11 protein-coding genes are annotated in these 12,325 nt (G+C 53.9%); 1 reads left to right on the plus strand and 10 read right to left on the minus strand.

All coding sequences use genetic code 11. The annotated features are described in order from the left end of the window. Nucleotides 1-48: 48 nt before the first annotated feature. Genes RTN40_RS00590 through RTN40_RS00610 form a run of 5 tightly spaced genes read right to left on the minus strand, consistent with a single transcriptional unit; the run spans nucleotide 49 to nucleotide 6,687 of the window. Nucleotides 49-1,017 carry a hypothetical protein gene (locus RTN40_RS00590; RefSeq protein WP_312226736.1) on the minus strand — a complete coding sequence of 323 codons (969 nt, stop codon included), beginning with the start codon at nucleotides 1,015-1,017 and terminating at the stop codon, nucleotides 49-51. Then, on the minus strand, nucleotides 1,017-4,778 hold the full coding sequence (locus tag RTN40_RS00595; RefSeq protein ID WP_312226737.1) for a DUF1983 domain-containing protein: 3,762 nt from the start codon (nucleotides 4,776-4,778) through the stop codon (nucleotides 1,017-1,019). The genes RTN40_RS00590 and RTN40_RS00595 overlap by 1 nt, the downstream gene beginning before the upstream one ends. Nucleotides 4,779-4,787: 9 nt before the next feature. After that, the gene (locus RTN40_RS00600) at nucleotides 4,788-5,321 is read right to left on the minus strand and encodes a tail assembly protein (RefSeq protein WP_312226738.1); all 534 of its coding nucleotides are present in this window, start codon (nucleotides 5,319-5,321) and stop codon (nucleotides 4,788-4,790) included. Then, a complete protein-coding gene (locus RTN40_RS00605) occupies nucleotides 5,264-5,983 on the minus strand; it encodes a C40 family peptidase (RefSeq protein ID WP_312226739.1) in 720 nt (239 codons plus the stop codon). Before RTN40_RS00605 ends, RTN40_RS00600 begins: the two co-directional genes overlap by 58 nt. Then, nucleotides 5,983-6,687, minus strand: coding sequence for a phage minor tail protein L (locus RTN40_RS00610; RefSeq protein WP_312226740.1), 705 nt, complete (start codon nucleotides 6,685-6,687; stop codon nucleotides 5,983-5,985). Before RTN40_RS00610 ends, RTN40_RS00605 begins: the two co-directional genes overlap by 1 nt. 112 nt (nucleotides 6,688-6,799) lie before the next feature. On the opposite strand from RTN40_RS00610, the gene RTN40_RS00615 reads away from it, so the two are divergent. Then, on the plus strand, nucleotides 6,800-6,976 hold the full coding sequence (locus RTN40_RS00615; RefSeq protein ID WP_312226741.1) for an ATP-NAD kinase: 177 nt from the start codon (nucleotides 6,800-6,802) through the stop codon (nucleotides 6,974-6,976). Here RTN40_RS00615 and RTN40_RS00620 read toward each other — a convergent pair. From RTN40_RS00620 to RTN40_RS00640, 5 genes are all read right to left on the minus strand, one after another. Beyond that, entirely contained in the window at nucleotides 6,973-7,140 is a 168-nt protein-coding gene (locus tag RTN40_RS00620; protein WP_312226742.1) for a hypothetical protein, read from the minus strand. The genes RTN40_RS00615 and RTN40_RS00620 overlap by 4 nt on opposite strands. A gap of 10 nt (nucleotides 7,141-7,150) precedes the next feature. Further along, nucleotides 7,151-7,498: a phage tail protein gene (locus RTN40_RS00625; protein ID WP_312226743.1), complete on the minus strand. Its 348-nt coding sequence runs from the start codon at nucleotides 7,496-7,498 to the stop codon at nucleotides 7,151-7,153. Continuing rightward, a complete protein-coding gene (locus RTN40_RS00630) occupies nucleotides 7,498-10,875 on the minus strand; it encodes a tape measure protein (protein ID WP_312226744.1) in 3,378 nt (1,125 codons plus the stop codon). Before RTN40_RS00630 ends, RTN40_RS00625 begins: the two co-directional genes overlap by 1 nt. Nucleotides 10,876-10,937: 62 nt before the next feature. Then, nucleotides 10,938-11,351 (minus strand): hypothetical protein, encoded by a 414-nt coding sequence (locus RTN40_RS00635; RefSeq protein WP_312226745.1) that lies wholly within the window; start codon nucleotides 11,349-11,351, stop codon nucleotides 10,938-10,940. Between the two features lie 537 nt (nucleotides 11,352-11,888). After that, a complete protein-coding gene (locus RTN40_RS00640) occupies nucleotides 11,889-12,245 on the minus strand; it encodes a hypothetical protein (RefSeq protein WP_268107880.1) in 357 nt (118 codons plus the stop codon). Between the last annotated feature and the right edge of the window lie 80 nt (nucleotides 12,246-12,325).

Here is a 12,325-nt window from a genome sequence, read left to right on the forward strand (position 1 = left end):
ACCCGCTCGCGGCGGGTTCTGTGTGGAATGTAGGTTTTATCTGCAGGGCTAAACCAGCCCGAGCGCATAGGGGTAATACTGGTCGTAGATACTGCAGTCTATTAGGCCCACCCTGCCACTGATGGCCCACGGCTTAAACGCAGCGGCCTCACTGGAAGAAATAATCCGGCTGGAATAGACCACCGCCGAAGACGCCTTCCAGACGCCATTAGAAATACCCGCGCTGGAACAGTTCATGTTCAGGTAGCCGCCGTATTGGGGGTTCGATGGATCTTGTGGAATATAAATCCCGGAGGTGATGCCGGGAGTGACTGCCATTGGGGATCCCGACGTTGCATCCCCCGCCAAAAGTCGCATGTTCAGCGGCAGGCAGTTGCTGTGCCACACCATCGCGCCGTCCCGGTAAACGAAAAATCCCCAGTCGGGAATGTTCACCAGGTAGTTAGAGAATATGTACAGGCGGCACCCCGTTTGCGTCATGCCGCCCGTCTGCACGAAAGAGAATCCGTAATTACCCCCCGCATTGTACTGCTGGTAAAAGGACGTCGGCATCCGTGCATCGCCGTCACGCGCCCGGATAAACGTCACGATTTTCTGACCCAACGGAATTGATGAGGCGATGTTCTGGCTACCCGGCGGAACATCAATCATGCTTACCAGGCAAAACGGGGTGAAGTCAGGCGCCAGTTTAATTGTCCGGTTACCGTTGCCGTCGTAGGAGTAGAGCGAGAATCCGTAATAATCCGACTCCCGCCCCGTATTGGGCGAGGCGAACACTACCAGCCGGATCGGCGTCGCCACGTTCCATGAGACGACATTCCCGGAAACAGTTACCTGATAGGGGTTATTAGTCGGCATCACCTGTATAACCGACTCGATAAGAAGTGATGCCTGGTAGGTACATCCGGCTGGGTAGGATTTGCTACCCGAACCGGAGATGTCCAGCACATCCATCACGTAGTTAACCGCCATCGAGTTGATAGCATCAAACGAGGTTCCCTGGATAAATGTCTGCATTACAACCTCTGCCCCATAACTGCCGCCGGGCGTCCGTACTGGTCATACGAAACGAGCCGGTTATTGGTCATAACCATCATGCCCTGACCTGCAACCCCGCCGTTTATCTCTATGGTCCCGTTTTTATCTATCCTCCATCCCAGCGTGCCGACAACATAGTTCGATGACTGGATGTATGCGCCAATTTTCGCATTGGTGATCGTACCGTCCTGAATGAAGGAATCGCGGATGAAGGTCTGGCCGTTCTGAATTACGAACGGCAGTGTTACCGCGCTGCCTGCATAGCTCATTACTGCAAACCGGTCAGCGAGGAATATCACCTGAGATTGCATTCCTGACGGCGTATTCTGCACGCCCAGACCCATACCAGCGGCGTACTGCACACCGTTTGAATCTACCCCTACCTTGATGCTGTACATCGCGCTCAGGCTGCCGTTGATATTTGCAACCGCCTGCGCATTGGTTGTCACCGCCGAACTGACGCCACTGATCGTGGCTGTCAGGGAGGTAATCTGCGACGCTGTGGACTGCCGGTAATCAGCGAACGTCTGGTTGATGCTGTTGATCGAGGCGACAGCACCGTCCACCCGGGAGGACATCTGCAGCATGGACTGTGCAGTAGCTTCCCGGTCGCTGGCCGCTACAGTATCGATCCGGTCAATCTGAGCGCTGTTGGCGGCATTCACCGCTGTCAGTGTCCGGCGGGCGCTTACCTGCGCCAGTGTGTTCTGAATCAGGGCGACCGCCGTATTTTGTACGCTGCCGCTGGCCTCCGATGTCTGGCCCTCCAGCTCATCGAGCCGGGAGGCCGTAGCGCTGTCCAGCGTTGTTACCACCTGATCAAGCTCGGTGATCGCCGCGGTGTTCTGCGCGCTTTCCTCTGCTGCTGCGTCAGCTTTGCCCGCTGCCGCATCGGCTTTATCAGACGCGGTTTTCGTGGCCGCCGTCAGCTGGTTAACCGCCGTGGCCCGCGCTTCTTCCTCGGTAGCGATCGCCTCGCGCACCTCAGTGATGTCCGCTGCGTTTGCCGACGTCGATGCCTCAAGGCGGGTGACATCGGTAACCCGCGCCTCGGTCTCTGTGGCAATCACCTGGCGCAGCTGCTCAAACTGCGCCGAGTTTTCGCCCTGCTGGGCCGACTGCCGGAACGTCACCTCGGCGATAGCCAGCGCATTCTGGATAACGCCCTCGGCGGTTTCCCGGGTTGCGCCGACGGCGGCGGCCAGCTGGTCGGCATTTTCGGCAATGGTGGCGGCCATGTCCGCAACGGTCTGGCTGGTCTCGACGGCGTTCTCGATCAGGTCTTTAAAGAGCTCCGTGTCTTTAATCTGCTCCAGGATGGCGTCGGTGATATCACTGAAATCGTCGGTTGGTTTACCGGACGCCTCAACAAAATCAGACACGCCAAAGGCGTTACGGGTGCGGACGTAGACATAGTAGGTATGGTCGAACTTCAGCTGCTGGATGGTCCACTGATACCCACGTCCGAGAAATTGAGTGTTGTTTTCGATATCGACGGTTGGTGGTACTGGCGTTTCCCCGGCGTACCAGAACTCGAAGGAAGTATCCGTGGTGGCAGTGACCGACATAACCGGAACCAGCGTCGCCTGCAGCGGACCCGGGATCCACTGAACCGAATTAGGCGGACGTGGCGCACCGATAATCAGGCTGACCTGCGTCTCGGCACCTTTCATCCCGTTCTCGTTGCGTCCACGCACACCCAGCGAGTAGCTCCCAGCATTCAGACCGTAGAACTCATAGCGAAACTGGTCGGTTTCGTACTGCGCAACGACTGCGCCAGCCTCGTTATAAACGCAGAGCTCAAACACCAGCTTTTTAGTGGTGGTGGCCGTTTCCCACGTGGCAGTAACCTGCACGGTCTCGCTGTTGGTATTCAGGATGCGCAGGTTTTCAATGTTCGGGACCCGGTACCCGTTCAGGGTGTCATTCGGGATATCAAACACTGCGCCATCATCAACAATAGCCTGCTTGTTCGGGTCATGCTGACCCGCAGTGATACTGTAAACGGAGTTATTTTCCGTCTCGGCGATGCTCAGAATGCGGAATAACCGGACCGACACCTCGCTGGTGGAGATCGCAAAAACGGTGCCGTCACGTACCCAGGCGGGCGCATTGCGCAGGGTAATGTTGCGGCCCGCAGCGCTGGCGATCTCATGCCTGCCCATCTTCCCGGTGCGATCCATAATCGACATGCTGTCGCCCGGCGATACCAGTTCAGAAACGTCAGCATCAACAGAGATTACTTTCCCTGAATGTGCCATGATGCGCCCACCCAGGCGCGTCCCGGCATAGTTGTTGTCCATGATCTCAACAATATCGCCGGGTGTGAACCCAATGGCATCGCGCGCCATCTGGAATGTTAAGCGGCTGCTCTCCCGCTTTGCCGTTTCCAGCAGCCATTTCCCGGCGCGCCATGCCTGCCCGCGGGATGTACAGCCAAACGCCTCCAGCGTGGTCTCGTTATATATGCCCCGGGCGATCTCGTCATCGTCAGAAACGTACTCCTTCACCTGTTCCCAGCCGTTATCCGGATCAGTCCAGGAAACCACCACGGCATTGTATTTTTCGGCGCGCTTAACAGAGCTACGGGAAAACTTGCCGTCAACCACTCTGGCGTTTGTGATGGTGGCGATCGGGTCCTGCGGCGCGTCCAGCATGACCGTCAGGCGCATACCATCCCACAGCGCAATACCGCGGAACATGCCCGCGATTTTATCCAGCAGCTCGCGCGCGCTGATTTGTTCGGTTACATAGGCGTTAAGCATCAGGCGGGGTTCGAGCCCACCGTAGCCGTCGTTTACCAGCTGGTCGCAATACTGCGACAGAACGTAGAGCATGCCGTCATCAACATCGATATAACCGGCACGCCGGGCCAGGCCAAACCGCTCGTTTTTCACCAGCTCGCGAAAAAGCCAGGCGGGGTTGTTGGTCCATGCCTTTTTGAAGCCGCCCAGCCACAGCCCGGAATAGGTGCGGGCTACCGGATCGTAATTATCCGGCACATCGACAATCAGCCCGCGCAGATGATAGGTGCGGTTCGGTGTGTCAGTGTACTGGTCACGGTCGATAACGGCCCCGACCATAGCCGAGAACGGGTACGACAGGTTGTCGTCAGTGATTTCGGTGTAGCTGTTCCAGATGGTGCCGTTCGCCAGCAGGTCGCTGACGCTGTCCGGGGTAATGCGGCGGACACGGATATCGAACGGTTTGATATCCGGGGCATCGATAGTGTGCGCCTCCAGATATTCACCGGAGATCTTGCCGGTAATATTTACCGTCTTCTGAATTTCCCACGCGCCGTTAGCCGTGCGGGTTTCAATCACCAGGGTAACAGTGCTGTTTTGCTGATTGCCCTTGGTGTCCTGCTGCACCAGCCCGGTGACGCCAATATTCAGGCGCACGCGGGTTACATCTGAGTCGCTGACGGTACGTACCAGCGGCGTATCAAAGGTTACATCCGCATTAATGATGGTTGATGCCTGGACTGCAGCGAAGCCATTAATCGGACTCTGAAACTCTGAGCCCGGCCGCCAGGCAACGCTGATGCCGGGAATGCTGATATTACCGCGGGCATCGGTAACCGGCGTCTTGTTTAGCATAAATGAGGACAGGTGCTCCTGATCCACCGGCCCGTAAATTGGCCCCTCGGTGATGAGATCCAGCACCTGGTAAAACTGTTTGGATTTGAGGTTATCGTCGAGGAGTTTGGGGGTTTTTGCTTTGCCGCCGCCAGAAGACATATGTTCACCTTAACTGATAGAAATATCCCAGTCCTGGTTATTCGACGTGTCGATGCCGAGGGATACCACGTTGGGAGCCACCACCATTTCACCCAGCAGAATCGGGACCGGATGACCCTGGCCGACACGGCTCTCGGTGCTGGTGAATGAGTTGTTGGTAATGGTGTTGTTTTCCGCTGCCTCGGCTGAGGTTTTGGTTTTCATGTTGCGGGACATGTACAGCGAGTAAGCAACCGAAGCGACTGACATCGTGATGGCCACGATGGCAACAATGGTGCCGGTTTCCAGCCCCGCCCCCTGCACAACCGGGACAAACGTTATGGTGGCTCCGCTATCCAGCTGGCGGTCCATGTGTAAGCGCGCGTTATCATCGTCCAGCTCATCACCATCAACGCGGATCTGCACAGGCGTCGCCAGAAAGGCTTTCTTGAAGGTGCGATCCTGCGCCAGCAGAAGGCGCAGACCCTGCGCAGGCGTATCGACGGCTAATTCGATTTCGCTGAAATGTCGGCGTAAATGCCCGCTAAATTTAAATCGGAGCATCGTTCGAGCCTCCATATAGAATGGGTTTGCCTCATAAATGCCAGGCGGTAATCCTCGCGCCTGCTGAGGTGCCCGGCGCAGTCGTGATGAAGCACCTTGCCGCTTTCAAGCAGGATCATCGCGTGGCAGGGGTCAGCGCCCGGGAATGGCTGGCGGATGATCACATCGCCGGGCTGTGCATCGCTGGCAGGGATCGGGTGAAAGCCATTGGCTGCCATATTTTTGATGTAGAGGTTTTCACCACGCAGCCACCAGCCATCTGTCCGCTCAAAGTCCGGCAGATCCACACCAGCCAGGTGATAGGCGTCGCGAAACAGCGTGTAGCAGTCTGTGACGCCATGCTGAAACCGGCGACCCAGCAGATGTGGTACCGGGCGGAACTTACGCAGCGCACCGTTGCATGCCAGCCACCAGGGCAGACCTGTTACAACCTGCGCCTGGCGGTCAGCGCCGGACAGCACCGGGGAGTTCATCGGGTGTGAGTGAAATATGGCGGTCACCTCGCCCTCTTTCTCCGCCGCCAGCCAGTCGTCATCGCTGATCCGGAAATGGCTCTGCGGACTGGGGTGAATGTTGCGACAGTGGAAAAGCCGGGTGCCATCGATGATCAGGCCGCACACCTCATCCTGCGACGTGGCCGCATAGTCGAGTAATTCCTGCATCAGGACACCTTCTGGGAGCCGGGGAAGCTACTGATTGGCATCGGCTCAGGACGCGGGTAACGGAAGCGGCAGCCGGAACGGCGGTGTGAGCATTTATCTTTTGCTGGATCGGTGGTGGGGTTATCACGCTCATCTGCAACCGGCGGACCGTCATAGTTACACCCGGTACCGCGATACTGCCACTGGCATACGTCGGCCAGAATGGTGCGCGCCGGGATGATGGCGTTATCGCAGTCCACGGGCGTCGCCAGCTCATACGTCACCTGCTCGAACGTCTCTTCTGTCATCCCCTCCACAACGTAGCGCGAGACCGCCTCCATTGTCGGGTTTGCGTCCGGGTTGCCGTTCGGGAAGTTCACCGCATCCAGGTATTTAACCGGCACCTGCCGGCGGGTGACCACCACGCCGTAGAGATCATTAAAATCGTGGTTAATGCCGTAAATAAGTCCGGAAATATTCGCGACCGCCATTGTGGGCCGGGCGTAGGTGCCCTCGTTTTTAAACTCAAAGCCCTCCACGGCGATCGGGTATGCCGGGTAAGCGAGGCCACGCCAGATGACATCGCCGAAATAACCGTTCGTGCCGGAATGAAAGCGGAGAACGTCGCCGCCGAATGGCTGCAGGTCAACCTCAAAGAGATCGATAAACGCGCCGACTCCGGCATCAACGCTGTCGATAATTAGCTCTGGTGGAATGTCGCGCACGAAAATCTCCCATAAAAAAAGCCACCCGGAGGTAGCTACTGATCGTTTATCAGGATTTTCAATAGAGTGAAGTAAGGTTAGGCTGAACTTTCGACTATAAAAGGAAGTTCAGATGTCCGGACTTGTAAACCCGAAAGACTCACCTGAAGAATCAGCATATGCGCTACTAATTGAATTAGTCAGGGCTCAGAGAGTGCCTGTTTATTCAGGCGGGGATATTTCTAACCTGTTGTCGATGTATAGCCAGGCGGTACAACACTTTAAGAAAGAAAATGAAGGCAAGAGCTAGCTTTCATCAAACAATTTAAGAAAGCTTTTACGAACGGATTCGGCAACGGCTATAGCCTTCTCCGTTCGTTTATCCTCGTTCCATGTCAGTATGCCCTCGAGTTCGCGAGAAAGAGTTTTAGAAGCCTCCTCAATCACACACTCAGGTAAATCAAAAAATTTCATAGCTTTTTCCTTATCGTGGTACCTGTTCAAATGTGGCCGTCAGTTCGTACAGCGGCCCGTTCTTGACCATGCCCCAGGATCGACAGACAAACAGCGCCTGCACCCCCGTATCGGATGGCGTCCAGTAGAAGGACTCGACCGCCATACGCGCCCGGAGGAAGGTTTCTGCCTCCTTAGCTGCATTAGCCCTGCACGGGCCGCTTACGCCCCGGAAAACCAGGCTGTATTTCGCCATCAGCGGATTTATGCCCTTAACCTGCCGCTGCTCGTACCCATCGCCCAGCTTAACTACGGCTACGTTCGGTGTGCGATCAACGCTGTAGCTCCGCTGCGGCGTCCAGGAAAATACTTCTGCCATCATTTCCTCCGGAGGACGCCATTTGGACGTTGCTGGTCGATCAGCATTTTCAACATATCGTTGTTCCAGACCTTACGCATTCTCGCTAATTCCTCATCGCTTATTCCGCCAGTAGTATTGATGGTGAGGTTCATTACCGGGTTGAATGATGTAGCACCACCAGCCTTATCGGCCGGAATAACCTTTCCTGACTGGTTCGGAATGAACATCTGCTGACCACCTGCCGTCTGGAATATCTCAGACTGCCCGTTTTCATTGATCCGGTAGGCATTACCAGCGGAGACGTTGCCGCCGTAGCGACGCGCACCAGCTACCGCCATGCCTTTAGCAGCCAGTAGCGATCCCGCGTATGCTGTCTGTCCTACAGCGTTAGCACTTCCCATTGTTGCAATAGAGGCGCTAATTGCCGCCGGAGCCCATGCGGAAGCCGCCGCAGTTGCCTGGGCCATAGTTGAAGCCAGGGATGCAGCGGCGGCTGCCTGGCCCATCAACTGGCTTTTAACCCATTCCATCCCCATCTGTACAAGACTGCTGACGACACCATTCAGGATGGTGGTGCCGATATTGGCGAAGGCCTCCTGAAGGCTTTGCGTTCCGCTAAGCAGGCCGGTAATGGCGCTACTCGCACCGCTCTGGAGGCCATCAAGTGAAGAAGCCAGCAGCTCATTAGCCTGGTTCTGGTTGCGGAAGATCTCCCACTGCGCTGCAATACGCTGCTGCTCATATTCCGTATCTGCAGCGTTCTTTAGCTCAACAGCCTGCTGGTGCGCCAGCACTCCCTGCTGCTCAAACTGCTGAATAAGCGCCAGCTGCTGTGCGTGCTGATTGGCAAGCTGCTGGACGGGGTCAACCTCTCCGGCAGCTGACTGCTGCGGTGTTACTGCCTGTCCAGCCCGGATTTTTGCAAGGTTCACCTGGTGTTGTTGCTCTAGACGCTCTGCGGTCCGGTTATATTGTTCCTGCCCCATCGTTTTTGCGTTAAAAGCTGTCTTTAGGTCTGTAACATCCTGTGCATAAGAAGCATTTTCCCGAGACTCTGGTAGCAGCTTTTCGGCCGCTGCCTGCGCCTTCAGAGCATTCGCTGTGTCCCATTTTTTTGCAGCGTATTGACCAGCAAGCTTTATCTGTTCTTCCGACGCGGCCTTACCAAGCGACTGCTGCGCATTAAGGATTGCCTGCTCCCTGCTTAAATTTGCTGTAGAGTCCGCTGCTAACTCTGACTCTTGTTTCAAGCTCGCAAGCTTTTGTGAAATAGCCTCCTGCTGTGAAGCTAACTTTTTCGCTGCGGAAGTAGCATCTTCAGTTGCCTGCTTAGAATTTCTCTGCGCCTGCTGTGCATCAAACTCAGCACCAGCACGCTCTCTGGCCATACGCACATAGCTTTCAGTGTCATCTGGTGTAGAGCCATTTTTCTCAGCAAGACTCCTAATATCTTGCTCAGCTTTCAATTGCGCTCTTTTTCGATCATTGAGTTCGCTCTGGAGAGATATCTGCTCCTGCTGCTTATCGAGGTATTGCTGGATATCCTCAGGGCGATCTACCTTCAGGCTTGTTGAGTTGAATTTCTCCTTTGCGTTTGAGGCAAAGTTAATCATCTGCCCAAGACGCCCCATCATCCCTGCCGCTACACCAGCTTCATCGCCATCCCTGCGTAGCAGATCAATACCCTGTCGCATCGTTCCGTTAAGTGTCGCACGACCTATATTGATGGCGCTTTGAGTCTGGCTATAGCGCCGCTGGGCTTGCTCCAAGTTAAAAGTGGCAATTGCTAAACGATCTTGCGCGCCGCCAAGCGCATCTGCAGCCTGCCTTCCTCGAGTCGTCCCGGTACCGTACTTTTCGATTTCGCGTTGTTGGAACTGTACTGATGCTGTGGCCTTATCAAATTCTTTTCTGGCATCAGCAACGGAATCGCTCAGCTCGGGCAGGTTTTCACTGAGTTTGCCAATTGTGGCTGCGAGTTCTGCGTTAGACATTGCCTGGAATTTAGCGCCAAGCTCATTCACGCTATCAGCCAGTTTATTCGCCTCGTCTTTTGCCTCTTTTGCTCGCTGAGCAAAGTAAATAATTGCGCTTGCAGCCAACATGGCCAAGCCAGCAGGGCCGCCAATCAACCCCAGTGCCCTGGCTCCAAGCGTTCTTATTGTTATGGCTGCGCGATCTGCGGCCGCGGTTGCTGCTGTTTGAGCCGTTGTGTTTGCTGCCAGCGCTCGGTTGTAATTATCCGTGGCAGTTGCTGCCTCTATCCGCGCAGCAGAAAGCCGTACTTCTGCTGCAGCCAGACTTGTGCTATTAGCTGCAGCGGCTTTCATCATCTGGGCTAATCTGACCTCATCGAGAGCTCTGTCTTTTGCTACTGTGGCAGCTCGAAGATCAGAAGTGGCTTTAAGAGCTGCTGCTTGTGCGGCCTGGTTTTCCGCAACGGCTTGCTCCCTACTCGCCAAGGCTGCTTTTATTTTGGCAGTGGTAGCCATTGTCAAAGCGCCAACATAGCGGCTTCCCATTAAAGCAGCTACAGCAGTAAGCACGGCGCTAAGACCGCCAATGTTGTCGCTCATGGCAATAATGGCGGTATTGAATATTGCTACTGTGGTTTTAACTGAGGAGCTCTCACCAAAGAACTTTGTAATGTTATTGCCTGCAACCTGCATTGCCTGGCTAATCGTCGTAGTGGTTTTGGCAAACTCCAACCCTATAGATGCCCCTTGGGATAAAAGCCCGTTAACAACAACATCAGTAGTGAGTTTTCCCTCAGCGGCCAGCTGACGCATCTGACCGATCGTGACCCCCATGGAGTCAGCAAGAGCTATTATCAGGCGATTACCGTTTTCATTCAGAGAGTTGAACTCTTCACCACGTAAAGCACCAGAGGCCAGCCCTTGTGATAACTGAATGATGGCATTCTCCGCTTCCTCTGCCGAAGCACCGGAAACTACAAAACCTTGGTTGATAATCGTTGTGAGTTTTACAAGGTCCTCTGCGCTGGTGCCGTACTGGCGGGTTGCTCGCTCCAGTCTGGCATAGAGAGACGCGGTAGCCTCCAGGCTGGAACGCGTTTGCTGAGTAATGTTGAATACCCGCTCTGTAACGTCCACCAACTCTTCATTTGGCCGCAGTGCGTTTGCTAATTTGTTGTTCAGTTCGGTCCATGCATCGGCATATTGCGACACCTGGTTAACAGAAAGGATCGCCATTACAGCCGCGGCAATTTTACTCAATTCGCCCAGAGAAGAAGAAAGTGATTGTGCCGCATCATCAGCTGCACCAAATCCATCTTCCATGTTGTCGGTAGCCTTGGTAACGTCCTTATCAGCGGTCAGTAACTGGGCGGTGTCAGCCTTAATAATGTATTCGATAGTTCCAAGGTTTTCTGACATCTTCTTTTCTCCAGGCAATAAAAAAACCCCGCCGTAGCGGGGTTCAATCTTTTATACATCAGCTAAATGAGGCCAGCTTTTTTTCGTGCCTCTTCCAGATACTCTTCATCTGTTTTTTCGGGGCCCGCTGGCTGAGGGTGCATTCTTGCCCACTCTTTTAGCTTATCGCTTAGCGCATATATAATTTTGTCAAAGTTCTTTTGATGTCTGTGAGCACCTGTAACATTCGCACCAAGTTTTAAAGCAGAGTCAATCCCAACAATGCAAGCTTCGGCTCCATCTGCATTCACAACAATTGAAACGTTTTCCCCCCAAGAAAAAAGGGACATACCAGCGCTTACGGAAACACGCTTAAGTGCGTCATCTTTTTGCTTAATAGTCATACCTACTGCCGGTATTGCTTCCAGCAATTGTTCATAAACAACGGTATCTGAATAATGGAACCTTTGTTGGGTTGATTGGCTCGCAAAACTCATTTCAATATCCCCACTAGTAAAAGATCAGGTTTACCCTAACAGGCACAGCGATAAACGAAAGCCAATTTTAAAATTTCAGCAGCCAATGGTTTCACCAGCGGCAGTAACCGTGCACATATTACCGTCACTGTCAGAGGTGTGGCAGCCTGAATTATCGCACCAACTTTTGACTGAGTACTCGTTGCCCTCACTGTCGCTGGAAAAAGCCTCACTCACTCCGTCAGCATGCTCTCTCGTTCCGGATGTAACTGAGTAGTTGTTACCCTCAGTATCGTATGATGAGACGGTAGTGTCGCCGTTTGAGTCAACGTCTGTGCTGGTACAAACCTGATAGCCGCTATCACCAGTGCATTCATCAGCACTGGCTGAAGTTACAAAGAAGATAAGCAGAAGGGATAACAAGATTTTCATGCTATTTGCCTTAACGAATGTGGATGAGGCTAATCCTATCAGGTGAGCACGACAGCGCAACGTGATGCCTGATTTTTTGATTTCAGATGAAAGATACAAAAAAGCCACCCTGAGGTGGCTTAATTATCAGTTAGCGTTTTCGCAACCCGGCTGGCTACGGTCAATTACCGAGGTGCCTTCGATACGGTAGCCAATCTGGCCAACAATAAACGCGTGATTTAGCTGCGTGACAACAACGTCAGACAAAGCTACTGCGCAGCGGTTTTTTTCGATTGCGCGATCCATTGCAGTCTTAACGTTTGGAATGCCCAGCGGGAAGATAAATACTGGTGCTGTATCTTCACCAGTGACCCGCGCGCCTTTCACAAATTTAGCAGAGTTCAGGTTATAGTTTTTGGTGCTGCCAACAGTCATGTCAGCAACACGGATTGTACAGCCAGATAATAAAAGCGCTCCAAGCGCAACAGCAACTACCTTTTTCATTAGATGTTTCCATTGATTGCAATCAGAAACATCTTAACATCACTTCCCTGCCATTGGCGGGCTACCAAAGTTAGTAGAAA

It is taken from the genome of Pseudescherichia sp. (genome assembly GCF_031987975.1).
Taxonomy (GTDB): Bacteria; Pseudomonadota; Gammaproteobacteria; order Enterobacterales; family Enterobacteriaceae; genus Pseudescherichia.

Bases quoted from the DNA above. Each gene is read 5' to 3' on its own strand.
- RTN40_RS00590 (WP_312226736.1), bottom strand. From the start codon at position 1,017: ATGCAGACATTTATCCAGGGAACCTCGTTTGATGCTATCAACTCGATG.
- RTN40_RS00595 (WP_312226737.1), bottom strand. From the start codon at position 4,778: ATGTCTTCTGGCGGCGGCAAAGCAAAAACCCCCAAACTCCTCGACGAT.
- RTN40_RS00600 (WP_312226738.1), bottom strand. From the start codon at position 5,321: ATGCTCCGATTTAAATTTAGCGGGCATTTACGCCGACATTTCAGCGAA.
- RTN40_RS00605 (WP_312226739.1), bottom strand. From the start codon at position 5,983: ATGCAGGAATTACTCGACTATGCGGCCACGTCGCAGGATGAGGTGTGC.
- RTN40_RS00615 (WP_312226741.1), top strand. From the start codon at position 6,800: ATGTCCGGACTTGTAAACCCGAAAGACTCACCTGAAGAATCAGCATAT.
- RTN40_RS00620 (WP_312226742.1), bottom strand. From the start codon at position 7,140: ATGAAATTTTTTGATTTACCTGAGTGTGTGATTGAGGAGGCTTCTAAA.
- RTN40_RS00625 (WP_312226743.1), bottom strand. From the start codon at position 7,498: ATGGCAGAAGTATTTTCCTGGACGCCGCAGCGGAGCTACAGCGTTGAT.
- RTN40_RS00630 (WP_312226744.1), bottom strand. From the start codon at position 10,875: ATGTCAGAAAACCTTGGAACTATCGAATACATTATTAAGGCTGACACC.
- RTN40_RS00635 (WP_312226745.1), bottom strand. From the start codon at position 11,351: ATGAGTTTTGCGAGCCAATCAACCCAACAAAGGTTCCATTATTCAGAT.
- RTN40_RS00640 (WP_268107880.1), bottom strand. From the start codon at position 12,245: ATGAAAAAGGTAGTTGCTGTTGCGCTTGGAGCGCTTTTATTATCTGGC.